This is a genomic window from Pantoea sp. RIT413, from assembly GCF_003057675.2.
Lineage (GTDB): Bacteria > Pseudomonadota > Gammaproteobacteria > Enterobacterales > Enterobacteriaceae > Pantoea > Pantoea eucrina.
Genome location: NZ_QBJB02000019.1, coordinates 25,929 through 51,174, shown reverse-complemented (window position 1 = coordinate 51,174; position 25,246 = coordinate 25,929). Strand labels below are relative to the sequence as shown.

General features: G+C 56.3%; 28 protein-coding genes. 8 read left to right on the top strand and 20 right to left on the bottom strand.

Features of this window, described 5'->3' with window-relative positions; all coding sequences use genetic code 11:
• Positions 1-120 precede the first annotated feature (120 nt).
• The 8 genes from fusA to fkpA all read right to left on the bottom strand — a co-directional run bounded on the left by fusA (position 121) and on the right by fkpA (position 6,182).
• Positions 121-2,235, bottom strand: coding sequence for an elongation factor G (gene fusA, locus DBY66_RS16610; RefSeq protein WP_039380834.1), 2,115 nt, complete (start codon positions 2,233-2,235; stop codon positions 121-123).
• Between the two features lie 93 nt (positions 2,236-2,328).
• A complete protein-coding gene (rpsG, locus tag DBY66_RS16605; protein ID WP_007886246.1) occupies positions 2,329-2,799 on the bottom strand; it encodes a 30S ribosomal protein S7 in 471 nt (156 codons plus the stop codon).
• A 96-nt stretch (positions 2,800-2,895) separates the two neighbouring features.
• A complete protein-coding gene (rpsL, locus tag DBY66_RS16600; protein ID WP_010616440.1) occupies positions 2,896-3,270 on the bottom strand; it encodes a 30S ribosomal protein S12 in 375 nt (124 codons plus the stop codon).
• Positions 3,271-3,394: 124 nt separating this feature from the next.
• Positions 3,395-3,682: a sulfurtransferase complex subunit TusB gene (gene tusB, locus DBY66_RS16595; protein ID WP_104086028.1), complete on the bottom strand. Its 288-nt coding sequence runs from the start codon at positions 3,680-3,682 to the stop codon at positions 3,395-3,397.
• 9 nt (positions 3,683-3,691) lie between these two features.
• Entirely contained in the window at positions 3,692-4,051 is a 360-nt protein-coding gene (gene tusC / locus DBY66_RS16590) for a sulfurtransferase complex subunit TusC (RefSeq protein ID WP_039380838.1), read from the bottom strand.
• Complete coding sequence (gene tusD / locus DBY66_RS16585) at positions 4,051-4,437, bottom strand: sulfurtransferase complex subunit TusD (RefSeq protein ID WP_108570293.1); 387 nt, start codon at positions 4,435-4,437, stop codon at positions 4,051-4,053. Before tusD ends, tusC begins: the two co-directional genes overlap by 1 nt.
• A complete protein-coding gene (locus DBY66_RS16580) occupies positions 4,437-5,159 on the bottom strand; it encodes a transcriptional regulator (protein WP_065648594.1) in 723 nt (240 codons plus the stop codon). The genes tusD and DBY66_RS16580 overlap by 1 nt, the downstream gene beginning before the upstream one ends.
• 192 nt (positions 5,160-5,351) lie before the next feature.
• Positions 5,352-6,182, bottom strand: coding sequence for an FKBP-type peptidyl-prolyl cis-trans isomerase (fkpA, locus tag DBY66_RS16575; protein WP_104086027.1), 831 nt, complete (start codon positions 6,180-6,182; stop codon positions 5,352-5,354).
• Between the two features lie 279 nt (positions 6,183-6,461).
• On the opposite strand from fkpA, the gene DBY66_RS16570 reads away from it, so the two are divergent.
• Positions 6,462-6,680, top strand: a complete 219-nt coding sequence (locus DBY66_RS16570) for a protein SlyX (protein WP_039380849.1) — start codon at positions 6,462-6,464, stop codon at positions 6,678-6,680.
• A 62-nt stretch (positions 6,681-6,742) separates the two neighbouring features.
• On the opposite strand, the gene slyD is transcribed toward DBY66_RS16570, so the two are convergent.
• The 4 genes from slyD to kefG form a co-directional block, all read right to left on the bottom strand.
• Positions 6,743-7,285, bottom strand: coding sequence for a peptidylprolyl isomerase (gene slyD, locus DBY66_RS16565; RefSeq protein ID WP_104086026.1), 543 nt, complete (start codon positions 7,283-7,285; stop codon positions 6,743-6,745).
• A gap of 196 nt (positions 7,286-7,481) precedes the next feature.
• The gene (locus DBY66_RS16560) at positions 7,482-7,676 is read right to left on the bottom strand and encodes a YheV family putative zinc ribbon protein (protein WP_039380854.1); all 195 of its coding nucleotides are present in this window, start codon (positions 7,674-7,676) and stop codon (positions 7,482-7,484) included.
• Positions 7,677-7,771: 95 nt separating this feature from the next.
• Positions 7,772-9,574: a glutathione-regulated potassium-efflux system protein KefB gene (gene kefB, locus DBY66_RS16555; RefSeq protein ID WP_094111211.1), complete on the bottom strand. Its 1,803-nt coding sequence runs from the start codon at positions 9,572-9,574 to the stop codon at positions 7,772-7,774.
• On the bottom strand, positions 9,574-10,125 hold the full coding sequence (gene kefG / locus DBY66_RS16550) for a glutathione-regulated potassium-efflux system ancillary protein KefG (RefSeq protein ID WP_039380859.1): 552 nt from the start codon (positions 10,123-10,125) through the stop codon (positions 9,574-9,576). Before kefG ends, kefB begins: the two co-directional genes overlap by 1 nt.
• A 115-nt stretch (positions 10,126-10,240) precedes the next feature.
• On the opposite strand from kefG, the gene DBY66_RS16545 reads away from it, so the two are divergent.
• A complete protein-coding gene (locus DBY66_RS16545) occupies positions 10,241-12,145 on the top strand; it encodes an ABC transporter ATP-binding protein (protein WP_039380863.1) in 1,905 nt (634 codons plus the stop codon).
• Between the two features lie 155 nt (positions 12,146-12,300).
• Here DBY66_RS16545 and tauD read toward each other — a convergent pair whose 3' ends face one another.
• Genes tauD through tauA form a run of 4 tightly spaced genes read right to left on the bottom strand, consistent with a single transcriptional unit; the run spans position 12,301 to position 15,722 of the window.
• Positions 12,301-13,140: a taurine dioxygenase gene (gene tauD / locus DBY66_RS16540; RefSeq protein WP_039380866.1), complete on the bottom strand. Its 840-nt coding sequence runs from the start codon at positions 13,138-13,140 to the stop codon at positions 12,301-12,303.
• Positions 13,137-13,967 carry a taurine ABC transporter permease TauC gene (gene tauC, locus DBY66_RS16535; RefSeq protein WP_108570292.1) on the bottom strand — a complete coding sequence of 277 codons (831 nt, stop codon included), beginning with the start codon at positions 13,965-13,967 and terminating at the stop codon, positions 13,137-13,139. The genes tauD and tauC overlap by 4 nt, the downstream gene beginning before the upstream one ends.
• Positions 13,964-14,731, bottom strand: coding sequence for a taurine ABC transporter ATP-binding subunit (gene tauB / locus DBY66_RS16530; protein WP_094111208.1), 768 nt, complete (start codon positions 14,729-14,731; stop codon positions 13,964-13,966). The genes tauC and tauB overlap by 4 nt, the downstream gene beginning before the upstream one ends.
• A gap of 10 nt (positions 14,732-14,741) precedes the next feature.
• Entirely contained in the window at positions 14,742-15,722 is a 981-nt protein-coding gene (gene tauA, locus DBY66_RS16525; RefSeq protein ID WP_108570291.1) for a taurine ABC transporter substrate-binding protein, read from the bottom strand.
• A gap of 233 nt (positions 15,723-15,955) precedes the next feature.
• On the opposite strand from tauA, the gene DBY66_RS16520 reads away from it, so the two are divergent.
• Positions 15,956-16,936 carry a LacI family DNA-binding transcriptional regulator gene (locus tag DBY66_RS16520; RefSeq protein ID WP_094111207.1) on the top strand — a complete coding sequence of 327 codons (981 nt, stop codon included), beginning with the start codon at positions 15,956-15,958 and terminating at the stop codon, positions 16,934-16,936.
• Between the two features lies 1 nt (position 16,937).
• On the opposite strand, the gene DBY66_RS16515 is transcribed toward DBY66_RS16520, so the two are convergent.
• Positions 16,938-17,540, bottom strand: a complete 603-nt coding sequence (locus DBY66_RS16515) for a LysE family translocator (protein ID WP_039380881.1) — start codon at positions 17,538-17,540, stop codon at positions 16,938-16,940.
• A 60-nt stretch (positions 17,541-17,600) separates the two neighbouring features.
• Between DBY66_RS16515 and DBY66_RS16510 the strand changes: the two genes are divergently transcribed.
• From DBY66_RS16510 to DBY66_RS16500, 3 genes are all read left to right on the top strand, one after another.
• Positions 17,601-18,623, top strand: a complete 1,023-nt coding sequence (locus tag DBY66_RS16510; RefSeq protein WP_039380883.1) for a hydrolase — start codon at positions 17,601-17,603, stop codon at positions 18,621-18,623.
• Complete coding sequence (locus DBY66_RS16505; RefSeq protein ID WP_039380886.1) at positions 18,620-18,838, top strand: YheU family protein; 219 nt, start codon at positions 18,620-18,622, stop codon at positions 18,836-18,838. The genes DBY66_RS16510 and DBY66_RS16505 overlap by 4 nt, the downstream gene beginning before the upstream one ends.
• A gap of 61 nt (positions 18,839-18,899) precedes the next feature.
• Positions 18,900-19,769, top strand: coding sequence for a phosphoribulokinase (locus DBY66_RS16500; protein WP_039380889.1), 870 nt, complete (start codon positions 18,900-18,902; stop codon positions 19,767-19,769).
• Between the two features lie 127 nt (positions 19,770-19,896).
• On the opposite strand, the gene DBY66_RS16495 is transcribed toward DBY66_RS16500, so the two are convergent.
• Complete coding sequence (locus DBY66_RS16495; RefSeq protein WP_108570290.1) at positions 19,897-20,301, bottom strand: OsmC family protein; 405 nt, start codon at positions 20,299-20,301, stop codon at positions 19,897-19,899.
• 290 nt (positions 20,302-20,591) lie between these two features.
• Between DBY66_RS16495 and crp the strand changes: the two genes are divergently transcribed.
• Both crp and DBY66_RS16485 read left to right on the top strand, forming a co-directional pair.
• Complete coding sequence (gene crp, locus DBY66_RS16490) at positions 20,592-21,224, top strand: cAMP-activated global transcriptional regulator CRP (RefSeq protein WP_000242755.1); 633 nt, start codon at positions 20,592-20,594, stop codon at positions 21,222-21,224.
• 60 nt (positions 21,225-21,284) lie between these two features.
• A complete protein-coding gene (locus DBY66_RS16485) occupies positions 21,285-23,360 on the top strand; it encodes a YccS/YhfK family putative transporter (protein WP_108570289.1) in 2,076 nt (691 codons plus the stop codon).
• Here DBY66_RS16485 and DBY66_RS16480 read toward each other — a convergent pair whose 3' ends face one another.
• Together DBY66_RS16480 and DBY66_RS16475 are read right to left on the bottom strand one after the other, a co-directional pair.
• Entirely contained in the window at positions 23,361-24,581 is a 1,221-nt protein-coding gene (locus DBY66_RS16480; protein ID WP_039380899.1) for an aspartate aminotransferase family protein, read from the bottom strand.
• Between the two features lie 87 nt (positions 24,582-24,668).
• Positions 24,669-25,244 carry an aminodeoxychorismate/anthranilate synthase component II gene (locus tag DBY66_RS16475; protein ID WP_104086033.1) on the bottom strand — a complete coding sequence of 192 codons (576 nt, stop codon included), beginning with the start codon at positions 25,242-25,244 and terminating at the stop codon, positions 24,669-24,671.
• Positions 25,245-25,246 lie beyond the last annotated feature (2 nt).

Below are 25,246 nucleotides of genomic sequence, written 5' to 3'. Positions count from 1 at the left end.
GGTGCCCACGTTTACGTGCAGTTTGTTACGCTGAAATTGCTCTTTCGCCATGGCGATAATCCTTACGTTATGCCTTCATCATTGATGAAGGCATCAGTTAACAATTTTTAAACCGTAGCCTTATTTGCCACGAGCTTCAATAACGGCCTGAGCGACGTTGTTCGGCGCATCATCGTACTTCAGGAACTCCATGGAGTAAGAAGCACGGCCTTTTGTCAGTGAACGCAGCTGAGTTGCATAACCGAACATTTCGGAAAGCGGGACTTCAGCGTGAATCTGAACGCCGGTAGCGTTAGATTCCTGACCTTTAAGCATACCACGACGGCGGCTCAGGTCACCGATAACGTCACCGGTGTTCTCTTCTGGCGTTTCTACTTCAACCTTCATGATTGGCTCAAGCAGAACCGGGGTTGCTTTCTTAAAGCCGTCTTTAAACGCAAGAGAAGCAGCCAGTTTAAACGCCAGCTCTGAGGAGTCAACGTCATGGTAAGAACCGAAGTGCAGACGCACGCCCAGATCAACTACCGGGTAACCCGCCAGTGGACCAGACTTCAGCTGCTCCTGGATACCTTTATCAACGGCAGGGATGTATTCGCCAGGAATCACACCACCTTTAATGTCGTTAACAAATTCGTAGCCTTTCGGGTTTGAACCCGGCTCCAGTGGGTACATGTCGATAACAACATGACCATACTGACCACGACCACCAGACTGCTTGGCGTGTTTACCTTCAATACCGGTAACTTTAGAGCGGATCGCTTCGCGATACGCAACCTGAGGTTTACCGATGTTCGCTTCAACGTTGAATTCACGCTTCATGCGGTCAACGATGATGTCGAGGTGCAGCTCACCCATACCAGCGATGATGGTCTGGTTAGACTCTTCATCAGTCCATACGCGGAATGATGGGTCTTCTTTCGCCAGACGACCCAGAGCCAGACCCATTTTTTCCTGGTCAGCTTTGGTTTTCGGCTCAACGGCGATAGAGATTACCGGCTCCGGGAACTCCATGCGCTCAAGGATGATGACGTTATCCGGGTCACACAGGGTGTCACCGGTGGTCACATCTTTCAGGCCGATCGCAGCAGCGATGTCGCCCGCACGAACTTCTTTGATCTCTTCACGCTTGTTAGCGTGCATCTGAACGATACGGCCCAGACGCTCACGGTTTGACTTGACCGGGTTGAACACGGTATCACCGGTGTTAACCACGCCAGAGTAAACGCGGAAGAAGGTCAGGTTACCAACAAACGGGTCGGTTGCGATTTTGAACGCCAGCGCAGCAAACGGCTCGTTGTCGTCAGAGTGACGCTCAGCCGGTGTGTCTTTACCGTCGTCCAGCATACCGTTGATCGCGGTAACGTCAGTCGGTGCTGGCAGGTATTCAACTACCGCATCCAGCATCGCCTGAACACCTTTGTTCTTAAATGCAGAACCACAGGTTACCAGGATGATTTCGTTGTTCAGAACGCGCTTACGCAGAGACGTTTTGATCTCTTCTTCAGTCAGCTCTTCGCCGCCGAAGAATTTCTCCATCAGCTCGTCAGAACCTTCAGCTGCAGATTCAACCAGCTTCGCACGCCATTCATCAGCCAGATCCTGCATATCAGCCGGGATATCTTCGTAAACGAAGGTAACGCCCTGATCTTCATCGTTCCAGTTGATGGCTTTCATTTTCACCAGGTCAACAACACCGGTGAATTTCTCTTCTGCGCCGATTGCCAGCTGAAGTGGAACCGGGTTTGCACCCAGACGCACTTTCATCTGATCAACAACTTTCAGGAAGTTAGCACCCATGCGGTCCATTTTGTTAACGAACGCGATGCGTGGAACTTTATATTTGTTAGCCTGACGCCATACGGTTTCAGACTGTGGCTGAACACCACCAACCGCACAGTAAACCATAACTGCGCCATCAAGCACACGCATAGAGCGCTCTACTTCGATGGTGAAGTCAACGTGTCCCGGGGTGTCGATGATGTTGACGTGGTGTGGCTCGAACTGCTTAGCCATACCAGACCAGTAACAGGTGGTCGCAGCGGAAGTGATGGTAATACCACGTTCCTGTTCCTGCTCCATCCAGTCCATGGTTGCGGCGCCGTCATGTACTTCACCGATTTTATGGTTTACACCGGTGTAGAACAGAACACGTTCGGTAGTGGTAGTTTTACCGGCGTCGATGTGAGCACTGATACCGATGTTACGATAGCGCTCAATGGGTGTTTTACGAGCCATTTGATTCCTCTGATTCTGAGACGTTCATAGTTAAAAAAGCCCAGCAGGTAAGCCACTGGGACGCCCGCTGGGTTAATAACAACTACCTTGCTGTTACCAGCGGTAGTGTGCGAACGCCTTGTTGGCTTCAGCCATACGGTGAACGTCTTCACGTTTCTTAACTGCAGTACCTTTGTTCTCTGCAGCGTCAGAAAGTTCGTTCGCCAGGCGAAGAGCCATTGATTTATCACCGCGTTTACGAGCAGCTTCAACGATCCAACGCATTGCCAGAGCATTACGACGAACCGGACGGACTTCAACTGGAACCTGGTAAGTTGAACCACCAACGCGACGTGACTTCACTTCGACAGTCGGACGTACGTTTTCGAGTGCAACTTCGAAAGCTTCCAGACCGTCTTTACCAGCACGTTGAGCCAGGGTATCAAGTGCGGTATAGACGATTGATTCAGCAGTAGATTTTTTACCATCTACCATCAGGATATTTACAAATTTAGCCAGCAGCTCTGATCCGAACTTAGGATCCGGCAGAATTTTACGCTGACCAATGACGCGACGACGTGGCATGGAAATACTCCGTTGTTAATTCAGGATTGTCCAAAACTCTACGAGTTTATTTTGACATTAAAGTTAAAACGTTTGGCCTTACTTAACGGAGAACCATTAAGCCTTTGGCTTCTTCACGCCATACTTGGAGCGAGCCTGCTTACGGTCTTTAACACCTGAGCAGTCCAGCGCGCCACGAACGGTGTGGTAACGCACACCTGGCAGGTCTTTAACACGACCGCCACGGATCAGGATCACGGAGTGTTCCTGCAGGTTATGACCTTCACCACCGATGTAGGAGGTAACTTCAAAACCGTTAGTCAAACGCACACGGCAAACTTTACGCAGTGCTGAGTTTGGTTTTTTCGGGGTAGTGGTGTAGACACGAGTACAAACACCACGTTTTTGCGGGCAAGCTTCCAGCGCTGGCACGTTGCTTTTAGCAACCTGACGAACGCGTGGTTTGCGAACCAGCTGGTTAACTGTTGCCATTAAATAGCTCCTGGATTTAGCTTTTGCTTCGTAAACACGTAATAAATCACCTCGCATTTCTACGAGGAGGCAGAATTTTAGGGCTGTGCCTATAGGGTGTCAAGAAATAACCAGGTTTTCGCGTTTACCAGGCCACTTGCTGTTGATGCTTTACCGTCAGCGCAACGAATCCAGTATAGTCCAGACGGGCAACACTGGTTGAAATTTGAGCAGATAATCCGCGTGCGACAACATCCTCTTCCAGCACCCATAGCGTAGCCGGTGCCGCGCTGAGCCGGGCCAGCATTGTGCTGCCCTGCAGCGCGCCGGTGACCCCATCCTGCAGCAGCAGCAGGTCATCCTCCGGGCGCAGCAGCAGCAGCAGCGTTTCGATATCGCACTGCCAGGGGGAGTTCATCAGCGTATAAAGCATGGCAGTTTCTCAAAAACAGATAATGCGATCGAAGGAGGCAAGCGTCTGGCGTAATGCGTCACTCTCCAGCACCTGGGCTGTTAACACGCGCTCTGCGCTCAGGCTCACTCCGCGCGCCAGTAGCGAATGCTGACAGATATAGCACTGCTCAATATCATAAAGCGCCAGCACACCAAAGGTGGCGATATAGTCGCGCGCCAGTATAGTTTTCGGCTGCTGCTGCTCAGTCAGCTGCAGCACACCGTCGCCGATAAAAAAGAGGCCAACATCTTCGCTCAGCGCGCCGGTAGCCAGAACGGCATCCAGCCCTTCCCTGCCGGCACTGCTGCCGTGTGGCGCGCGGGTAAAGAGGAACGCAACGCGGTTCATCAGAATTGCACCAGACGATCGCAGCTGAGCGCCGCTTCAGCCAGTGCACCCAGACCGCTGAGTTCAAAACCCGGCTGCAGATTGCTGCCCGCCAGCTGCAAACGCGCGGCCTCCTGCCGATCGGTAATGCCACGCCGCAGCGCGGCAGCCACGCAGACGTTAAGCGCGACACCGCAGGCGTCGTGCAGCTGCTGCCAGCTGCGCACAATGTCAGCTTCGTCACTGGCAGGTGCGCTCAGCTCACTGGCGTTCAGCACACCTTCACGGTAAAAAAATATGCTCTCCAGCACGTGGCCTGCAGCAATCAGCGCGCGGGCAAACAGCAGCGCGCTGGTCGCGTTCTGGGTGCCGTAAGCCGGCCCGGTCACCAGCAGGGTATAGCGCATCAGCGATCCTGTCCCTGAAAATCGCCGTTCTTAAACTGACGTATGTAGAGATAGACCGTATGCCTCGAGATATTCAGACGGGCGGCAACCTGATTGATGGCATCCTTGATGTCAAAAATGCCTTTCTCATACAGATTAAGCACGATCTGCCGGTTCTTGGCGTTGTTAGAGACGTTGCGATCCGCGCTGACCTCTTCAATGGTGAACTCCAGCGTCTGCATCACCAGATCTTCTACCGAACTGGCAAAGTTTACGCTTGAGTCGACCTGCTGCATCTCTGGCGGCATAAAGGTTGACATGATTTGCGAGAACGGTACATCCAGATTCATATTGATGCAGAGCAAACCAATGACGCGCTGCTGGCGATTACGAATAGCAATGGTGACCGATTTCATCAGGACACCGCTTTTGGCGCGCGTAAAGTAGGCGCGGGAGACATTGCTGTCAGCGCCATGCATATCATGCAGCATGCGCAGCGCCAGATCGGTAATCGGCGATCCGACTTTGCGCCCCGTATGTTCGCCGTTAGCAATACGCACAGCTGAACATTTCAGATCTTCCAGCGAGTGCAGCACGATTTCGCAGTGCGAGCCAATCAGCATCGCCAGACCGTCGACCACTGCCTCGTAAGATTTGAGAATATCGTAATCTGCTTGCTCAAAAGGGCGCTGCTCCAGTAAATCGAAGTCAGTCAGTTCACCGGGATTAAATGGATTAGACATCGAAGACATTACCCTACGTGGCTGGAGCCTGTCGCGACAGCATTGGGGCAGACTCATCTTATGATCATTATGCAGGCGTTAGTCTGGCAAATGTCGTCCGCTTTAGCCAGAGCTTTGCACATATGCAGCAGGAATTGAACGTGCGGGGGAATGCAGAGGGAACTGCCGCCCGAAGGCGGCAGAACAGAGCGATTACTGTGCTTTTTTCTCAGCAGCGGCCGGAGCCTGTGCTTTTTCATCCGCTTTTGGTGCTGCTTTGATATCCAGCAGTTCAACATCAAACACCAGCGTGGAGTTAGCCGGAATACCCGGTACGCCATTTTTGCCGTAGGCGAGGTTCGGCGGGATCACCAGTTTGATCTTGCCACCTTTTTTCACGTGCTTCAGGCCTTCAGTCCAGCCCGGAATGACGCCATCCAGACGGAAAGAGAGCGGTTCGCCACGGGTGTAAGAGTTATCAAACTCGGTGCCGTCGATCAGCGTACCTTTGTAATTGACCACAACAGTGTCGCTATCTTTAGGTGCGGCGCCGCTGCCCTCTTTCTCAACCTGATAGAGCAGACCAGATTCGGTCTTCTTCACGCCCTTCTCTTTCGCGAATTTTTCAGCAAAAGCGCTGCCTTTGTCAGCATTCTCTTTTGCATCTTTTTCCAGCTTCGCCTGAGCAGCACCCTTCACGCGACCTTCAAAGGCCTGCAGAGTCTGTTCGATCTCCTGGTCAGAGAGTTTGCTTTTACCGCCAAACGCGTCCTGAACACCAGCAATCAGCTGATCTTTGTCCAGTTTGATGCCCAGTTTCTCCTGTTCCTTCAGAGAGTTGTCCATGTAGCGACCCAGCGAAGCACCCAGTGCATAGGCAGATTGCTGATCTTCGTTTTTGAAAGCAGCATTTTTTGGTGCCTGTGGCGCAGCCTGCGCCGCGTCAGCCGGAGCTGCAGCGGTTTCTGCTGCCATCGCCAGCGGTGCATTAAGTGCGACAGCCATAGTGGTAGCTAACAATGTGACTTTAAACAGTGATTTCATCCTTTCTCCAAAACCGAAGCTTCAAACCTCGGGAATCATTGCGGACAGTGGTCCACACTATAACTTTACGCGGCAGTAACGAACACTCCCGCAGTGTAATTACCCGGTTAACCTCCGACCTTTTTTGCTTCAGGAAGTTTCATCTGAGATGTAGGCGCTGCGGGTAAATTCAATGGCAGGAGATAAACGCCGGGTAAATATCAGGTGATTCTGACCGTAAAGGCCGTAGAATCACGCCGGTTCATATCAATGCGCAGTACGATGACAGGAGGAGTAACGATGCAACAGACAGACTGGGATCGGCGCCTTGAAGCGCTGGAGAGCAAGCTGGCTTTTCAGGAAGACACCATTGAGCAGCTTAATCAGACGGTGGTCGAACATGAACTGGAGATGAGCAGGCTGCGGGAACATGTTCGCTTGCTGGTCGACAAAGTTAAAGCGGCAGCGCCCTCGATGGTTGCTTCGCCGTCGGAAGAGACACCTCCGCCGCATTATTAATACCTGCCGGCAGCAGAAAACAGAAAGGCCACCCGCAGGTGGCCTTTTTGTACCGGCAACGCTTAGTGGTTGCAGCCGCAACCGCCGCCGTGACCATGGTCGTGGTCGTGGTCGTGGTCGTGGTCGTGATGATGACCATCTGCGCCATGCACGTGACCGTGCGCCAGCTCTTCTTCCGTGGCTTCGCGGATAGCAACCACTTCCACGTTGAAGTTCAGGTTCTGACCAGCCAGCATATGGTTACCATCAACCACAACGTGCTCATCTTCTACTTCAGTGATTTCAACCGGCACCGGGCCCTGGTCGGTTTCTGCCAGGAAGCGCATGCCAACCTGCAGCTCATCCACACCCATGAAGACATCTTTAGGTACGCGCTGTACCAGATTGTCATCATACTGGCCATAAGCGTCATTTGCCGGGATATGCACGTCAAACTTGTCGCCGACCGCGTGATTTTCCAGCGCTTTTTCCAGACCAGAAATCAGGGAACCATGACCGTGCAGATAGTCTAACGGTGCACTTACCGGTGACTCGTCAACCAACACGCCATCTTCGGTACGAACCTGATACGCCAGGCTCACCACCAGGTCTTTTGCTACTTTCATGATATCTCCTAACCGTTGAGAACTAAGGATCCCGTCTCATTGGTCTATTTTTGCGTGCAATAACCAACCAGAAAGGTTTAAAGCTGAACAGATTTTATCCTGCAGAATATGCAGACCATTCAGCATTAGTGGCGCCGATTGTAACGGAATTCAACACCACTGTAAGTCTAAGCGTAAAAAAAGCTGTGCCGGCACGCTACTCGGGATGAAAAATGCCGATCACCTGCTCATTACTGCGGATCTGATCGCGCGCCTGCTTATCGGCCTCGCGCATCTGATGTCCGCATTTTACGCATTCCACCACATCGACACTGTTTTCGCGCCACATGGCCAGGGTGTCTTTTTCCTGACAGTGCGGACAGACCGCACCGGCGATAAAACGTTTACGCATTTTTTCCTGCCCGCCTGTTGTTCACGGAAACCTTAAGTGTATACCCTGCACACCGCAAATTGCAGCGATGGCCCTGAATAGCCCAGGCTGCCGGCTTACTCATCATCCCAGCCATTTATCTGCCGCTTTTCATGCTGCATCTCGCGCTGGAAGATATCCTCCAGTTCGCGTCGCGCTTCACGCACGCGGGAGACCTGCACGCTGTCATCATGGCCTGGCATCAGCTCACGCAGCATGCGCATATCCAGCCGGCGGAAATGCTGCTGCGCACGCTGCGCCTGATGAGGATGCATGCCAAGAGAGATCAGCGCCTTGCGACCAAGCTCCAGCGCACTGGAGAACGTTTCACGGGAGAATAGCGTGACGCCTGCCTGCAGCAGTTCGTGCGCCTCGACGCGCCCGCGCGCCCGCGCCAGAATCTCCAGCTGCGGAAAATGGTGCTGGCAGAGGTGCACAATGGTCATGGCATCTTCGGGATCGCTGCAGGTAATAACAATAGATTGCGCATTCTCTGCGCCTGCGGCCCGCAACAGCTCCAGCTCGGTGGCGTCACCGTAGTAAACTTTATAGCCATACTTGCGCATCAGGCTGACCGCAGAAATATCCCGCTCCAGCACCGTGATGCGCTTGTTGTTAGCCATCAGCAGACGCCCTACCACCTGCCCGAAGCGGCCAAAACCCACCACAATAACCTGCGGCTGATCGTCCTCAACAAAAGGCTTCTCATCACTGTCGTCTTTGTCATTAAAGCGACGGGCCAGAATCTTATCCACGCCCTGCATCAGCAGCGGGGTTGTCATCATCGAGAGGGTCACCGTGACCAGCAGCAGCGGCAGCTGATCGCCGCTGAACAGATGGGCGGATGACGCGGCGGAGAACAGGACAAACGCAAATTCGCCGCCCTGGCTGAGCACACCGGCAAACTGCAGACGCTCTGAACTGCGCAGGCCGTAAATGCGCGCCAGCACGTAGAGCACCAGCGCTTTTATCGCCACCAGCGCCAGTACGCCGATCAAAATAGCCACGATATGCGTATAGAGCACGCCAAGGTTCAGCGCCATACCAACAGAGATAAAGAACAGGCCCAGCAGCAACCCTTTGAACGGCTCGATAGCCACTTCAAGTTCGTGCCGGTACTCGCTCTCCGCCAGCAGGATCCCGGCGATAAAGGTGCCCAGCGCCATCGACAGGCCCAGCGCATCCATAAATAGCGCCGAGCCCAGTACCAGCAGCAGCGAGGCGGCGGTAAACACTTCTCTGACGCCGGAAGCGGCAATAAAGCGCAAAATAGGGCGCAGTAAATAACGGCCGCCCACCAGCATGCCGGCAAAGGCCAGCACTTTCATCGCAACTTTAAGCCAGTCAACGTGCCCGCTGTCGCCGCCGGAGAGTAACGGCACCAGCGCCAGCGCCGGGATCACCGCCAGATCCTGAAATAGCAGCACCGAAAAGCCCAGCTGTCCTGATTCGCTGCGGTTCATTCCTTTATCGCGCATCAGCTGCAGCGCCATAGCCGTAGAGGACATAGCCAGACCGATACCGCCTATCACGGCCGCCTGCCAGCTGAAGTCACTTAGCCAGAGCAGCACACCGAGGATCGCCGCAGAAAATATCACCTGCGCCGCGCCGACGCCGAAAATTGAGCGTCGCAGTGACCAGAGTTTGGCTGGATTCAGCTCCAGGCCAATGATAAACATCAGAAACACGACGCCCAGCTCGGAGAAGTGCAGGATCTCATCCACATCGCTGATAAAGCCCAGCCCCCACGGGCCGATCGCAATACCTGCGAGCAGATAACCCAGCACGGCACCAATTCCCAGCCGGGCAGCAACAGGGACCACCAGCACCGCCGCCACCAGATAGATGACGCCCGCTGTCAGTAACGTTTCACCTTGCATTACACTCCTCCCTGCGGCAGTGGTGACGCGAGCCAGTCGCCGTAGGCGCGGGCAAAATGACGCAGCGTTTCAGGCGTCTGCCGCCGCGCCCAGTGAATCACCATCGGTGTCATCCAGTGCATACGGCACATCTGCGCCGTCAGCTCAAATGGCCGCATAATATCGCTCATCGGATAGCGGTTCAGGCCGTCGTGATGGTAGGCCGCTTCAGGCTCACCGGTAGTCACTACGCTGCGCCAGTATTTCCCCTCCAGCGCGTTCCCATCCACGCCGCTGGCAAAACCACGCGACAGTACGCGATCCAGCCACTCTTTCAGCAGGGCAGGACAGCTGTAGGTATAGAGCGGATGCTGAAACACGACGATCTCATGGTCGCGCAGCAGCTGCTGTTCATAATGAATATCTATAAAAAAATCCGGATAGTGCGCATATAAATCGTGCACGGTGACGTGTTCAAGTTCCCTGGCCGACTGCAGCAAAACCCGATTGGCGATCGAATCCTGTGACTCCGGATGGGCGTAAAGCAGCAAAACTTTTGGTGGCTGCGACATCCTTCCCCTCCAAAGCGTCGTCACCGCAGCGGAATTCCGCTACCATGCTCAACGCAACTAAACATTATCGAATTATGTTGCCGATAAATTACCATATTCTGACGACACGGCGCCTATGATTGTCTTTTCCGCACTACAGATACGACGCGGCACCACTGTGCTGCTGGACAACGCAACCGCAACCATTAACCCCGGCCAGAAAGTGGGCCTGGTGGGTAAAAACGGCTGCGGCAAATCCACCCTGCTGTCGCTGCTTAAAGGTGAAATCAGCAGCGATGCCGGCAGCGTCACCTTCCCCGGCAGCTGGGCGCTGGCGTGGGTCAACCAGGAGACGCCAGCGCTGAGTAAAGCCGCGCTGGAATATGTTATCGACGGCGACCGCGAATATCGTCAGCTTGAATCTGAATTAGCGGATGCCAATGCGCGCGATGATGGCAACGCGATTGCGCTGCTGCACGGCAAGCTGGATGCGATTCAGGCGTGGAGTATACACGCGCGCGCGGCCAGTCTGCTGCACGGTCTGGGCTTTAGTCAGGAGCAGCTGATGCGGCCGGTCAGCGACTTCTCCGGCGGCTGGCGCATGCGTCTCAACCTGGCGCAGGCGCTGGTGTGCCGCTCCGATTTACTGCTGCTGGATGAGCCGACTAACCACCTCGATCTTGATGCCGTGATCTGGCTGGAGCGCTGGCTGAAAAGCTATGAGGGCACACTGATTCTGATCTCACACGACCGCGACTTTCTCGATCCGGTCGTGGATAAAATTATTCATATTGAGCAGCAGATGCTGATTGAATATACCGGCAACTACAGCTCTTTCGAGCGACAGCGCGTCGCTAAACTGGCGCAACAGCAGGCGCTCTATCAAAGCCAGCAGGAAAAAGTCGCGCACCTGCAGAAGTATATCGATCGCTTCCGTGCCCAGGCGACCAAAGCCAAACAGGCGCAGAGCCGCATCAAAATGCTGGAGCGCATGGAGCTGATTGCGCCAGCGCACGTGGATAACCCGTTCAGCTTCAGCTTCCGCGCGCCGGAAAGCCTGCCCAATCCGCTGCTGAAAATGGAGAAGGTCACGGCGGGTTATGGCGATCGCATTATTCTTGACGCGATCAAGCTCAATCTGGTGCCGGGCTCGCGTATTGGTCTGCTGGGCCGAAACGGTGCGGGTAAATCTACGCTGATCAAGCTGCTGGCGGGAGAGATCGATCCGCTGGAGGGCAAAGTGGGTCTGGCGAAAGGCATTAAGCTCGGCTACTTCGCGCAGCACCAGCTTGAGTATCTGCGCGCCGAGGAGTCACCGCTGCAGCATCTGGCGCGTATCGCGCCAGCCGTACTGGAGCAGCAGCTGCGCGATTACCTGGGCGGTTTTGGCTTTCAGGGCGATAAAGTCAGCGAAGCCACCGCGCGTTTTTCCGGCGGCGAAAAAGCGCGCCTGGTGCTGGCGCTCATCGTCTGGCAGCGTCCTAACCTGCTGCTGCTGGATGAGCCAACTAACCATCTCGATCTCGACATGCGTCAGGCGCTGACCGAAGCGCTTATCGACTTTGAAGGCGCGCTGGTGGTGGTGTCGCATGACCGGCATCTGCTGCGCTCCACCACTGACGATCTCTATCTGGTCCACGACCGCAAAGTGGACGTGTTTGCCGGCGATCTGGATGATTATCAGCAGTGGCTGAGCGACCTGCAAAAGCAGCAGGCGCAGCAGGATGCCGCACCAAAGCAGGATAATGCCAATAGCGCTCAGTCGCGCAAAGATCAGAAGCGTCGTGATGCTGAGCTGCGCGCGCAGACGCAGCCGCTGCGCAAAGAGATTGAGAAGCTGGAGAAGCAGATGGCTAAGTGGCAGAGTCAGCTGAGCGAGGCTGAAGCCCTGCTGGCTGACAGCGCGATTTACGATCAAAGCCGCAAAGCCGATTTAACCGCCGCCCTGCAGCGCCAGGCGGAGAGCAAATCGGCGCTGGAAGACGTCGAAATGGCGTGGCTGGATGCGCAGGAGCAGCTGGAGCAGATGCTGGCGAATTAGCGGCCAGCATCTATGCCGACCCTGCAGCTTTTCTCTCTTCTGCAGGGTTGGCATTCATGCCGTCCAGCCCATCACCGCAATGAACGTCTCCATGACGGATCTGTCTCTTTTCCAGGGGCGGCATTTATGCCGACCTGGCTCATCACCGCAACGGGTTAAAACGGCACATCCCCCAGCACCGTCGCGCGATGCATAATCCTGCGCGCCGGATAGTAATCGGCATTAGCGTAATGCTGCGTCACGCGGTTATCCCAGATAGCGATGTCGTTCTCCTGCCAGCGCCAGCGCACCTGAAACTCCGGCTTCGTAGCGTGCGCAAACAGATAGTTCAGCAGCGCGTCGCTCTCTTTTTCACTGACGCCCAGCAGACGCGTGGTAAACCCCTCGTTCACAAACAGCGCCTTACGCCCGCTGACCGGATGGGTGCGGATCGCCGGATGCCGGACCGGGGGATGCTTAGCCACCGCCTGCTGCCAGCGCTGATGCTCCTCCGGCGTGCGGCGATATTTATACTCCTGAAACGACTTCTTAAAATCGTGCTCCGCCTGTAACCCGCTCAGCAGCTGCTTAACCGGCTCAGAAAGGGTTTCATAAGCGGCAATTCCGCTGCTCCAGAGCGTATCGCCCCCGCTTTCCGGCAGCAGTTTCGCGGCCAGCAGAGCAATGGCCGGCGGCGTTTCAATAAAGGTGACATCGGTATGCCAGTTGTCGTTATCCGGCGGATTATCCTGATGGGTATCCAGCTCGATGATCTCTTCCACGCCAGCCGCATGCGGATAGACCGGATGAATATGCAGATCGCCAAAACGCACCGCCAGCGCCCGCTGCTGCTGCGGCGTAATCACCTGGTTGCGTAAAAACAGCACCTGATGACGCAGCAGGCCGTGATAGAGCTGTTCAAACTGCGCATCGCTCAGCGGACGGCTGAGATCGACATCGCTGACCTGCGCGCCGATCCAGGGGCCCAGCGCGGTAAAAGTAAGACGTTCGTTCATTGCTGCTCTCCATACCAGGGCGTCAGGCGGCGTTGCAGCGCGCGCAGACCCACTTCTAAACTAAATGCGATAACGGCAATGACGCCGATACCCGCCAGCACCACATCCGTAGCAAGAAACTCTCCTGCCGTCTGCACCATAAACCCCAGGCCCCGCGTGGCGGCGATAAGCTCTGCAGCCACCAGCGTTGACCAGCCGACGCCCAGCCCGATACGCAGACCGGTCAGGATCTCCGGCAGCGCGCCCGGCAGGATCACAAAGCGCAGCAATTGCCAGCGGGATGCGCCAAGCGCCTGTGCCGCGCGCACGCGGACCTGCCGGCAGTTTTTCACGCCAGCCAGCGTGGCCAGCGTCACCGGCGCAAAAATCGCCAGATAGATAAGTAAAATCTTTGAGGTTTCACCAATACCAAACCAGATCACCATCAGCGGCAGGTAGGCCAGCGGCGGCACCGGCCGGTAAAGCTCAATCAGCGGATCGAGCAGCCCGCGCAGCGCCGGGCTCAGTCCCATCGCAATGCCGGTCGGGATACCAATCAGCGCGGCAAAAAACAGCGCCACCAGCATGCGCGTCAGGCTTGCGGCCAGATGCTGCCACAGCGTGGCGTCCATAAAGCCCTGCGCACTGGCAATCAGCAGCAGTTTCTGCAGCACCTGCTGCGGCGCGGGCAGAAACAGCGGCGCAATCAGCCCCAGCGCCGTCACGCCCCACCACACCAGCAGTAGCAGCGCGATGCTCAGCAGGCTAAGCGACAGCTGGCGTGACAGCGGCCAGCGCAGGCCGCGGGTGCGCGCTGTACCGCGTTTCTCATCAATAACTGCACTCATACAAACGCCTCCCGCCGGGCAAACACCTGATTCAGCACATATTCACGACGTTCGATAAACGCCGGATCGGATTTGATGCTGCGGCACGGTTCGCCATCCGCGAAGCGCTGACCAAAATTGAGCTTTAGCCGCTCTACTATGCGTCCCGGTCCGGGCGACAGCAGCACCAGTTCGCTGGCCAGAAACACCGCTTCTTCAATGTCATGGGTAATCAGCAAAATCTGCTTGCCGGTGTCGCGCCACAGCGTCAGCAACAGGGTTTGCATCTGCTCGCGGGTAAACGCATCCAGCGCGCCAAAGGGCTCATCTAACAGCAGCAGCTGCGGATCGGCCGCCAGCGCACGCGCAATCCCCACGCGCTGACGTTGTCCCCCGGAGAGCTGCCAGATAAAACGCTTTTCTGCCCCCTCCAGCCCGACGTTGCGAATCAGCCGGCGGGCAACGGCGTGACGCTCCGCTTTTGCCATACCGGCCAGCTGCAGGCCAAATGCCACGTTATCGATCACGTTGCGCCACGGCAGCAGCCCTTCATGCTGAAACACCACGCCGCGGCTGGCGTCTGGCCCGGTCACCGCTTTGCCATCCAGCGTAATGCTGCCGGACTCCAGCGGCAGAAAACCGGCAATCAGGTTCAGCAGCGTGGTTTTGCCACAGCCGGATGGACCCAGCACCACCAGCAATTCACGGCTATCCAGCTGCAGGTTGATATCCTGCAGCGCGGGCTGACCGGCGTAACGTGCGTTGAGATGCGTGATGCTGAGCATATGGCCTCCGTTATTTCGCTAAAGGTGCAACAAAGCGGGTGGTCACAAAGCTGCTGTAGTCGCTGGCCGCTTCCGGCACCCGCCCCTGCTCTTTCAGGAAGTGCGCGGTATCAACAATGGCTTTATTCACCGGCTTGCCGAGTTGCTCAACCTGCTGTTGCGCCGTCAGATAGGTATTGCCTTTAACCAGACCCGGCACATCCCCTTCCGGTACGCCGCTCAGGCGCGACAGCTTGCTCAGGTTATCCGGCTGCTTCAGCCACTGTTCGGGCTGGGCGAGATAGGCCTGCTGTGCATCAATGGCGCTGCGGGCAAACGCAGTAACCACCTCCGGATGCTGCTGCGCAAAATCTTTACGCACCACCCAGACATCGAGCGTTGGTGAGCCCCACTGTCCCACCTGCGAGGAGTCGGTCAGCACGTGGCCCTCTTTTTCCAGCTCATTAACGGCCGGGGCCCAGACGTACGCGCCGTCAATATCGCCACGCTGCCAGGCGGCAACAATCGCAGGCGGTTGCAGGTTCACTAACTGCACCTGTGAGGGCTTAATGCCCCAGTGCTTCAGCGCCGCCAGCAGGCTGTAATGCGTGGTGGAGATGAAAGGTACGGCAATACGTTTGCCGATGAGCTGTTTCGGATCGCTGATCCCTTTTTTCACGACCAGCGCCTCGGAGTTACCCAGCTGTGATGCAAGCAGAAACGCTTCAATCGGCAGCTGCTGTGTGGCAGCGACCGCCAGCGGACTGGAGCCAATATTGCCAATCTGCACATCGCCGGACGCCAGCGCACGCAGCACGCTGGCGCCGCTGTCAAATTTGCGCCAGTCCACGGTTGCTCCGCTCTCACGGGCAAAGGTGTTATCCGCCTGAGCGACTTTGGCAGGCTCTGCGGAGGTCTGGTACGCCACGGTGACGTTGACTGCCCGTGCCTGAAACGCTATCAGTCCCAGTACTGCTGCCAGCGAGATTATTGTTTTTTGCATTGCCATCATCCTGTTCCCCGAAGTGAAGTTATGATGGCAGTGTCGCCAGCGGTGAAAGTTTCATAAAGGAATTAAAAATTATCCCTCATGCCAATCAGTTCTTAGATCAACATCAGGCAAGGCTATGCAAAAAAAGCAAATAGGCCGGACAGAAACGGTGACAAATTTGTCAGGCGCTCACATCGCTACTGTGTTATTGATCTCTACCTGATTTCATCACCTGAATAGCGGTTGTTATCTCCATGTCCATCGAAAAAGTCGCGCACCTGGCGGGCGTATCAAAAGCTACCGTTTCCCGGGTTCTGAACCAGCATCCCGGCGTGCGTCCCGATACGCGCAGTAAAGTGCTGGCAGCGATCAGCGCGTGTGACTACCAGCCTAATTTGCTGGCGCGCCAGCTGCGCACGGCGCAAAGCAACATGCTGCTGGTGCTGATTTCAGATATTACCAACCCCTTCTGTTCGCGCGTTGTGCAGGGGATTGAAGCGGAGGCGGAGGCGCAGGGCTATCACATTTTGCTCTGCAACAGCGCCTCTCAGCTGCGGCGCGAAACCGCCTATCTGGCGCTGCTGGCTGGCAAGGTCGTCGATGGCGTGATCACAATGGATGCCGCCGCCTGTCTGCAGGGGCTGAAAGATTTGATTGGTGATGCGCCGTGGGTGCAGTGTGCTGAATACGATCCCTCTATTAATGCATCCAGCGTGACTATTGATAACCGGCAGGCGGCCTTTGAGACGGTCCGCTACCTGGCCGGAAAGGGCCGAAAACAGATTGCGCTGGTCAACTGCGACATGCGCTATCTCTATTCACATCAGCGTGAGAGCGGCTACCGCGAGGCGCTGAAGGCGCTGAATATGACGTGGGATCGCGTGGCGTATGCGGAGAATATCTCCTGCGAAGCGGGCAGCGCCGCGCTGCATGCGCTGCTGGCACAGCCCTCTCCGCCCGATGCCATTTTTACCGTGTCAGATGTGCTGGCCGTTGGCGTTATTCACGCCGCGCTGGAAGCGGGACTGCGCGTTCCGGAGGATCTGGCCGTGGTAGGTTTTGACGGTATTCCGTTTACCAGCAGCCTGAATCCGCCGCTGACCACCATTGCGCAGCCGATGAATCAGATGGGCGCCCGCAGCGTACAGCTGCTGCTGAACCGCATTCGCCAGCCGCATGCTGCCATTGTGCATGAAGTCCTGCCCTGGCAGCGTCTGGAGCGCGCATCCAGCTAATCTAGCGCCAGATCAGCAGCACACAGGCAGCGGTCAGTGCGCCCATCGCGAGGTTGAACAGCTTCCAGGCACGCGGGCTATGCAGCAGGCGGCCAATCAGTGAACCAAATCCCATCCAGATCAGGCCGGATACCAGATTCACCAGCGCCATGCCCATGCTGATCGCAACCACAGAGTGCTGATAGGCAGCTCCTGCCAGGCTGAAACTCGCTATCGCCCCCAGCGCCATCAGCCAGGCTTTAGGATTGATCAGTTGCAGCAGTCCGCCCTGCCAGAACGGCATCTGCTTTACCGAACGGTCTTCGGTTTCCAGCGTCTCATAGGCGGCCGTCGCGATTTTCCACGCCAGCCAGAGCAGATAGAGACTGCCGGCAATCTTCAGTACCAGATGCAGCGACGGATAGAGCAGGATCAGTCCGCCAATGCCAAATGCCACCATCAGCAACATCACCTGCATACCCAGCATGATACCAATAAGCAGCGGTAGCGTGCGCAGAAAGCCAAAATTAGCACCTGAGGCCGTAAGTAACATATTATTGGGCCCCGGCGTGATGGCCGCGACCCAGAGAAACCCTAACATCGACAAAAAAAGACTGAGTTCCATGAGTATCCGGATGCTCCTCATCCTTAAAAGCAGACAACCCATCGAAGCTATCAGCGAGTTATGCATCAGACAAGCACTATCCCTGGTTATTTAGATTGCCCCACCGGCAATCCCTTTATTCCGCTGCGCGGCTTCGGCAATGCGCATTTGCAGACCCTGCTGCCGCGCCTGCTACGGCGTCGCGTCACGCTTAAACCACACTGGCAGCGGCTGGAGCTGCCGGATGGCGACTTTGTCGATCTCGCCTGGAGCGAAGATCCGGCCGGCGCGCGACACAAACCGCGCATGGTGATGTTCCACGGGCTCGAAGGCCATTTTCGCAGCCCTTATGCACACGGCCTGATGCAGGCGTGCAAAGCGCGCGGCTGGCTTGGCGTGGTGATGCACTTTCGCGGCTGCAGCGGCGAACCTAACCGGCTGCAGCGCATCTATCACTCCGGTGAAACGGAAGACGCGACCTATTTCCTGCACTGGCTGCGGCGTGAATGGGGCAGCGTGCCGACAGCTGCGGTAGGGGTGTCGCTGGGCGGTAACATGCTCGCCTGTTTACTGGGCCTGCAGGGCAATGAGGCACCGCTGGATGCGGCCGTGGCGATATCAGCGCCGCTGGCGCTCGCCCCCTGCAGTGAAAAGCTCGATATCGGCTTCTCCCGCTTCTACCAGCACTATCTGCTGACGCAGCTGAAAAAGAATGCGCTGCGCAAACTGCGCGCCTGGCCCGGCACGCTGCCGGTTGATGTACTGCAGCTGCGCGCGTTTCGCCGCCTGCGCGAATTTGACGATGCGATCACCGCCCGGGCGCACGGCTTTCTTGACGCCAGCGATTACTACCAGCGCGCCAGCGCCCTGCCGCTGTTAACCGGCGTGCGCAAGCCGATGCTGATCATCCACGCCAAAGACGATCCCTTTATGACAGATGCGGTGATCCCGCAGCCGCAGCAATTGTCTGCCACAATTGAGTATCAGCTGACGCAGCAGGGTGGACACGTTGGCTTTGTCGGCGGCAGCCTGCTTCAACCGCATATGTGGCTGGAGCAGCGCGTGCCGGAGTGGCTCTCAACTTATCTGGATGGGCAATTGTGATTATTCCGTGGCAGGAACTGGATGTAACAACGCTGGAAAACCTGATTGAAAGTTTTGTTCTGCGCGAAGGCACTGACTACGGTGAGCAGGAGCGCAGCCTGGCGCAGAAGGTAGCCGACGTGCGCCGCCAGCTGCAGCAGGGCGAGGTGGTGCTGGTCTGGTCTGAGCTGCATGAAACGGTCAATATTATGCCGCGGCGCGAGTTTCGCGGCTGATGCACTGCCGGATAATTCATGGTAACAATGCTCATCGCCCGACCTCACAGGGAGCACCCGTATGTCAGCCAGACACCCCGTTATCGCCGTTACCGGCTCCAGCGGAGCCGGTACCACGACAACCAGCCTTGCGTTCCGTAAAATTTTTCAGCAGCTGGGGCTGCATGCAGCCGAAGTAGAAGGCGACAGTTTTCATCGCTATACCCGGCCGGAAATGGATATGGCGATCCGCAAAGCACGCGATCTGGGTCGTCACATCAGCTATTTTGGTCCGGACGCCAATGACTTTGGCCTGCTGGAGCAGACGTTCCGGCGCTATGGCGAAAGCGGCATCGGAGAGTCGCGCAAATATCTGCACACCTATGATGAGGCCGTGCCGTGGAATCAGGTGCCGGGCACCTTTACTCCCTGGCAGCCGCTGCCGGAGAATACTGATGTGCTGTTTTACGAGGGTCTGCACGGCGGAGTGGTTACGCAGCAGCATAACGTGGCGGAGCATGTTGATCTGCTGGTGGGCGTGGTGCCGATCGTCAATCTTGAGTGGATACAGAAACTGGTACGCGATACCAGCGAACGGGGCCATTCGCGCGAAGCGGTGATGGACTCCGTGGTACGGTCGATGGAAGATTATATCAACTACATCACGCCGCAGTTTTCGCGCACGCACCTTAACTTTCAGCGGGTACCGACAGTTGATACCTCTAACCCGTTCGCGGCGCGCGAGATCCCCTCACTGGATGAGAGTTTTGTCGTGATCCATTTTCGCGGCCTGGAAGGTATCGCTTTCCCCTATCTGCTGGCGATGATTCAGGGATCGTTTATTTCGCATATGAATACGCTGGTGGTACCGGGCGGCAAAATGGGACTGGCGATGGAGCTGATCATGATGCCACTGGTGCAGCGGCTGATTGAAGGAAAACGGATAGAGTAGAGGCCATATCTGCCAGACTATGTGGCATCGGTCGCCATAAATGGCGACCCTGCAGGGTATAGTGCCATGTTTCACAAATGACAGCACCAGCCATCGTAGGGTGCGCATTTATGCGCACCGGCACCGATTACTGCGCGACCACTTCATAACTGTGGGTGATCTCCACCCCTTTGCCAAGCATGATTGCCACTGAGCAATATTTTTCTGCCGACAGATCAACCGCCCGTGCCACCGCTTTCTCGCTCAGCGCTTTGCCGCTGACGATAAAATGCAGGTTAATCTGTGTAAAAATACGTGGTGCTTCTTCGCGCCGCTCTGAAGTCAGTTTGACCTCACAGTCAGCCACGTCATTACGCCCTTTTTGCAGAATCGAGACCACATCAATCGCGCTGCAGCCGCCGGCGGCCATCAGTACCATCTCCATCGGACTTGGCGCTTTATCGCCTGAATTCCCGTCCATTAATAACTGATGTCCTGATGAGGATTCTCCGAGAAAGGTCAGCCCTTCCACCCATTTCACACGTGCCTGCATTATTCTTTCTCCTGAAGCGGCGTTTTGCGCCAGAGTACGCGTTCATCCGGCAAACAGCAATCGCCCGCCTGCTGAAGCGAGACAACACAAGACAGCCTGCAAAAGCTGTGCTACAAACAGAGCTGAAAATTTCTTCGTCGTGGCTGATGAGGACGGGCAGAATCAAAAGCAGAGCTTACACATCCGCCCGGATAATTTTTATTAACAGGACGCGCTGGACGATTTCATCGCCTGACAGGGAATGAATGCCCCTGTGTTTTGGGCACGATTACAATAGAGGATAATAGCGAATGGTTCTCGGCAAACCGCAAACAGACCCTACACTCGAATGGTTCCTGTCCCATTGCCATATTCACAAATATCCATCCAAAAGCACGCTGATCCATCAGGGTGAAAAAGCAGAAACGCTCTACTACATCGTTAAAGGTTCCGTTGCGGTACTGATTAAAGATGAAGAAGGCAAAGAGATGATCCTCTCCTATCTGAATCAGGGAGATTTCATCGGCGAACTCGGCCTGTTTGAAGAGGGCCAGGAGCGCAGTGCCTGGGTGCGTGCGAAAACAGCCTGTGAAGTTGCTGAAATTTCCTACAAAAAATTTCGTCAGCTGATTCAGGTTAACCCGGATATTTTGATGCGCCTGTCGGCGCAGATGGCACGTCGCCTGCAGGTGACATCAGAAAAGGTGGGTAACCTGGCTTTCCTGGATGTTACCGGCCGTATTGCGCAGACGCTGCTTAATCTGGCTAAACAGCCGGATGCCATGACCCACCCCGACGGTATGCAGATTAAAATTACCCGTCAGGAGATTGGTCAGATCGTGGGTTGCTCACGGGAAACCGTTGGTCGCATCCTGAAAATGCTGGAGGATCAGAACCTGATCTCCGCACACGGTAAAACCATCGTCGTTTACGGCACCCGCTAAGCTGTTTCACCCCCCACGGCGTGATGGCACCATCACGCCGTTTCTGTTTGCGATAAGCTGATGTGGCGCCGAATCATCTATCATCCCGAAGTCAATTACGCTCTGCGTCAGACGCTGGTATTGTGCCTGCCTGTCGCGCTGGGATGGCTGTGTGGCGATCTGCAAAAAGGCCTGCTGTTCTCGCTGGTCCCCGCATGCTGCAATATTGCCGGCCTTGATACGCCGCATAAACGCTTTTTCAAACGCCTGATCGTGGGCGGTACGCTTTTCGCCACCGGCAGTTTTCTGATCCAGTACCTCACCAACGCCGCGGTTCCGCTGCCGCTTATTATGCTGGCGCTGCCGCTGCTGATTGGCGTGACGGGCGAAATCAGTCCGCTGCACGGGCGTCTGCTGCCCGGCACGCTGATTGCAGCGATCTTTACGCTGAGTCTGGTAGGGCGTATGCCGATCTGGGTTCCGCCGCTGCTCTATATCGGCGGCACGTTCTGGTATGGCCTGTTTAACTGGTTCTGGTACTGGCTGTGGAAAGAGCAGCCCATGCGTGAAACGCTGAGCCTGCTCTATCGTGAGCTGGCTGACTACTGCGATGCCAAATATACCCTGCTGACACAGCTGACCGATCCGGAAAAAGCGCTGCCGCCGCTGCTGGCGCGCCAGCAGAAAGCGGTTGACCTGATCACCACCTGCTATCAGCAGATGCATATGCTTTCTGCCAGCCGCGATAACAGCCATAAGCGGCTGACGCGCGCTTTTCAGGTGGCGCTGGATCTGCAGGAGCATATCGCTGTCAGCCTGCATCAGCCGGAGAAAGTGCAAAAGCTGGTAGAACAGAGTCATGCGGAAGCGGTTATCCGCTGGAATGCAAAAACCATTTCGGCACAGCTCAGGCTGCTGGCCGATGCCATTCTCTATCACCAGCTGCCCGCCCGCTTTCAGATGGAAAAGCCGCTCGGCGCGCTGGAAAAAATTGCGCGGCAGCATCCGGATAATCCGGTTGGCCACTTCTGCCTTTATCATTTCAGCCGCATCGCCCGCGTGCTGCGCACCCAGAAACCGCTCTATACGCGCGACCTGATGGCCGATCGCCAGCGGCGCCTGCCGCTGCTGCCCGCGCTGCGCAGCTATCTGTCCTTCAGGTCCGGCGCGCTGCGCAGCGCGGCCCGCTTTGCCGTTATGCTGATGTTTGGCAGCTCTGTTGCGCTATTCTTTAATATTCCCAAGCCCTACTGGATCCTGATGACCATTATGTTTGTCAGCCAGAACGGCTACAGCGCCACGCGCGTGCGCATTCAGCACCGGGCGCTCGGCACCTTTGCCGGGCTTCTGATTGCCGCCGCATCACTGCGTTTCGCCGTACCGGAATCGATCGCGCTGCTGTTTATGCTGGCAATCACGCTGGCCAGTTATCTGGTGACGCGCAAATATTATGGCTGGTCGATGATTGGCTTTACCGTGACGGCGGTCTACTCGCTGCAGCTGCTGTCGCTGAATGGTGCTCAGTTCCTGCTGCCGCGGATGATGGATACGCTGATGGGCTGTCTGATCGCCTTCGCCGGTATGATCTGGCTATGGCCGCAGTGGCAGAGTGGTTTGCTGCGCCAGAATGCGCACGATGCGCTGGAAGCGTATCAGGAGGCGCTGCGCATGCTGCTGGGGCCGGATCACGCGCCGGAAAAACTGGCTTACCAGCGGGTAAAGGTTAACCAGGCGCATAACGCGCTGTTTAATGCGCTGAATCAGGCGACCAGCGAGCCTGGTTTTAACGCGCAGTATCTGAAGGATATGCGGCTGTGGGTCACGCACAGTCAGTTTATCGTAGAGCATATTAACGCCATGACTATTCTGGCGCGTGAGCACACCATGCTGACCCCGGCTCTGGCAGAGCGCTATCTGCAGTCGTGCGAAATTGCCCTGCAGCGCTGTCAGCAGCGGCTGACCTACGACGGACCGGGCAGTGAGAGCAACGTTATGGAGGCGCCGGAAAACCTGCATGAGGGGCCGGTGACGATTGTCGAGCAGCATGTTAAACGCATTTTGCAGCATCTCAGCGTCATGCACACCATCTCGTCTCTGGCGTGGAGCCAGCGACCGCATCATGGCCGCTGGCTGCGGGCTATTCGTCCGAAAGGATAGTCAGGCTGCAATAACCCTGCGCAGCGCGGCCGCAAAGCGCGTCATTCCGGCGTCGATCTCCTCCGGAGTGATAACCAGCGACGGCACAAAGCGGATCACATCGCTGCCGGCGGTCAGGATCATCACGCCTTCTGCCGCTGCTGCATTGAGAATATCGCGGGCTTTACTGGCATGTTCCGGTTTCAGTACCGCGCCCATTAGCAGACCCTTTCCGCGAATTTCGCTAAAGATATCCAGCTCACTATCCAGCGCCCTCAGCGCGTCGGTAAACTGCTGCCGCCGCGCCTCCACCCCAGCCAGCACCGCCGGCGTGTTAATGATATCCAGCGCGGTTTCTGCAATCGCGCAGGCGAGCGGATTGCCGCCGTAGGTAGTGCCATGTACGCCGGGCGCCATGACGGAAGCGATCTCATGCGTGGTCAGCATCGCGCTCACCGGGAAGCCGCCGCCCAGCGCTTTCGCCGTCGTAAGAATGTCAGGCTGAATACCGTAGTGCTCATAGCTGAACAGCTTGCCGCTGCGCCCCATGCCGCTCTGTACTTCATCCAGCACCAGCAGCGCGTTATGCTCATCGCACAGCGCACGCAGTCCCTGCATAAATTCCGGCGTTGCCGGCATCACACCGCCCTCACCCTGAATCGGTTCAACAACGATCGCGCAGGTATGATCATCAATCACGGCTTTTACCGCCGCCAGATCGTTAAACGGGACGTGGACGATATCGGCCGGTTTGGGGCCGAAGCCGTCAGAGTATTTAGGCTGTCCGCCAACGGAGACGGTAAACAGCGTGCGGCCGTGGAAAGCGTTGTGAAACGCGATGATCTTACTTTTGAACGGCGAGTGCTTTTTACAGGCGTAGTAGCGCGCCAGCTTGAACGCCGCTTCGTTAGCTTCCGCACCGGAATTGCCAAAAAATACGCGGTCGGCGAAGGTAGCAGCAATCAGCTTCGTCGCCAGACGCAGCGCCGGCTCGTTGGTAAAAACATTACTGGTGTGCCACAGCGTTTCGCCCTGGCGCTTCAGCGTCTCAACCAGCGCCGGATGGCAGTGACCCAGCGCGGTGACCGCTATACCGCCGGAGAAGTCGATATACTCTTTACCCTGCTGATCCCAGACGCGGCTGCCTTTGCCCTTTACGGGCACAAACTGCGCAGGTGCATAAACAGGCAAAATGACGTTATCAAACGTCTCCCGGGTTACCGCTATGTTTTCCGCTGCCATTGCTGACCTCATCCGGCTATTGAGTGATCTTAAATGAAATTATAATCACGGAATATGCATAAAAAATCACGGAATGGCAAACGGAAGTTAGCGTTCAAGGAAATTTTTCAGCAGCTGATGGCCCTGCTCGCTGAGCACGCTTTCGGGGTGAAACTGCACGCCTTCCAGCGGCAGCGTGCGATGACGAAAGCCCATGATTTCATCGGGCTGATTATCACGCAGGCTCCAGGCGGTGATCTCAAACGCGTCAGGCAGCGATCCATCCGCCACAATCAGTGAGTGATAGCGCGTTACGGTGAGTGGATTAGCGAGGTTGCGAAACACGCCTTCGCCAGTGTGGCGTACCGGCGAGGTTTTCCCGTGCATGACCTGACGCGCACGTATCACCTTTCCGCCAAAGGCCTGAGCGATGGCCTGATGTCCGAGGCACACCCCCAGCACCGGCAGCCGCCCAGCAAAATAGCGAATGGCATCCAGAGAAATACCCGCCTGGTCGGGCGTGCAGGGCCCAGGGGAGATAACCAGATGGCTTAGCGGCAATGCCGCCATCTCAGCCAGCGAGATAGCGTCATTACGCACCACGCGCACCTGCGCGCCCAGCTCGCAAAAATACTGGTAAAGGTTCCAGGTAAAAGAGTCGTAGTTATCAAGCAGCAGCAGCATCA

Excerpts from the sequence above, each read along its gene's own strand:
- fusA (WP_039380834.1), bottom strand. The coding sequence starts at position 2,235 with ATGGCTCGTAAAACACCCATTGAGCGCTATCGTAACATCGGTATCAGT.
- rpsG (WP_007886246.1), bottom strand. The coding sequence starts at position 2,799 with ATGCCACGTCGTCGCGTCATTGGTCAGCGTAAAATTCTGCCGGATCCT.
- rpsL (WP_010616440.1), bottom strand. The coding sequence starts at position 3,270 with ATGGCAACAGTTAACCAGCTGGTTCGCAAACCACGCGTTCGTCAGGTT.
- tusB (WP_104086028.1), bottom strand. The coding sequence starts at position 3,682 with ATGCTTTATACGCTGATGAACTCCCCCTGGCAGTGCGATATCGAAACG.
- tusC (WP_039380838.1), bottom strand. The coding sequence starts at position 4,051 with ATGAACCGCGTTGCGTTCCTCTTTACCCGCGCGCCACACGGCAGCAGT.
- tusD (WP_108570293.1), bottom strand. The coding sequence starts at position 4,437 with ATGCGCTATACCCTGCTGGTGACCGGGCCGGCTTACGGCACCCAGAAC.
- DBY66_RS16580 (WP_065648594.1), bottom strand. The coding sequence starts at position 5,159 with ATGTCTAATCCATTTAATCCCGGTGAACTGACTGACTTCGATTTACTG.
- fkpA (WP_104086027.1), bottom strand. The coding sequence starts at position 6,182 with ATGAAATCACTGTTTAAAGTCACATTGTTAGCTACCACTATGGCTGTC.
- DBY66_RS16570 (WP_039380849.1), top strand. The coding sequence starts at position 6,462 with ATGCAACAGACAGACTGGGATCGGCGCCTTGAAGCGCTGGAGAGCAAG.
- slyD (WP_104086026.1), bottom strand. The coding sequence starts at position 7,285 with ATGAAAGTAGCAAAAGACCTGGTGGTGAGCCTGGCGTATCAGGTTCGT.
- DBY66_RS16560 (WP_039380854.1), bottom strand. The coding sequence starts at position 7,676 with ATGCGTAAACGTTTTATCGCCGGTGCGGTCTGTCCGCACTGTCAGGAA.
- kefB (WP_094111211.1), bottom strand. The coding sequence starts at position 9,574 with ATGCAAGGTGAAACGTTACTGACAGCGGGCGTCATCTATCTGGTGGCG.
- kefG (WP_039380859.1), bottom strand. The coding sequence starts at position 10,125 with ATGTCGCAGCCACCAAAAGTTTTGCTGCTTTACGCCCATCCGGAGTCA.
- DBY66_RS16545 (WP_039380863.1), top strand. The coding sequence starts at position 10,241 with ATGATTGTCTTTTCCGCACTACAGATACGACGCGGCACCACTGTGCTG.
- tauD (WP_039380866.1), bottom strand. The coding sequence starts at position 13,140 with ATGAACGAACGTCTTACTTTTACCGCGCTGGGCCCCTGGATCGGCGCG.
- tauC (WP_108570292.1), bottom strand. The coding sequence starts at position 13,967 with ATGAGTGCAGTTATTGATGAGAAACGCGGTACAGCGCGCACCCGCGGC.
- tauB (WP_094111208.1), bottom strand. The coding sequence starts at position 14,731 with ATGCTCAGCATCACGCATCTCAACGCACGTTACGCCGGTCAGCCCGCG.
- tauA (WP_108570291.1), bottom strand. The coding sequence starts at position 15,722 with ATGATGGCAATGCAAAAAACAATAATCTCGCTGGCAGCAGTACTGGGA.
- DBY66_RS16520 (WP_094111207.1), top strand. The coding sequence starts at position 15,956 with ATGTCCATCGAAAAAGTCGCGCACCTGGCGGGCGTATCAAAAGCTACC.
- DBY66_RS16515 (WP_039380881.1), bottom strand. The coding sequence starts at position 17,540 with ATGGAACTCAGTCTTTTTTTGTCGATGTTAGGGTTTCTCTGGGTCGCG.
- DBY66_RS16510 (WP_039380883.1), top strand. The coding sequence starts at position 17,601 with ATGCATCAGACAAGCACTATCCCTGGTTATTTAGATTGCCCCACCGGC.
- DBY66_RS16500 (WP_039380889.1), top strand. The coding sequence starts at position 18,900 with ATGTCAGCCAGACACCCCGTTATCGCCGTTACCGGCTCCAGCGGAGCC.
- DBY66_RS16495 (WP_108570290.1), bottom strand. The coding sequence starts at position 20,301 with ATGCAGGCACGTGTGAAATGGGTGGAAGGGCTGACCTTTCTCGGAGAA.
- crp (WP_000242755.1), top strand. The coding sequence starts at position 20,592 with ATGGTTCTCGGCAAACCGCAAACAGACCCTACACTCGAATGGTTCCTG.
- DBY66_RS16485 (WP_108570289.1), top strand. The coding sequence starts at position 21,285 with ATGTGGCGCCGAATCATCTATCATCCCGAAGTCAATTACGCTCTGCGT.
- DBY66_RS16480 (WP_039380899.1), bottom strand. The coding sequence starts at position 24,581 with ATGGCAGCGGAAAACATAGCGGTAACCCGGGAGACGTTTGATAACGTC.
- DBY66_RS16475 (WP_104086033.1), bottom strand. The coding sequence starts at position 25,244 with ATGCTGCTGCTGCTTGATAACTACGACTCTTTTACCTGGAACCTTTAC.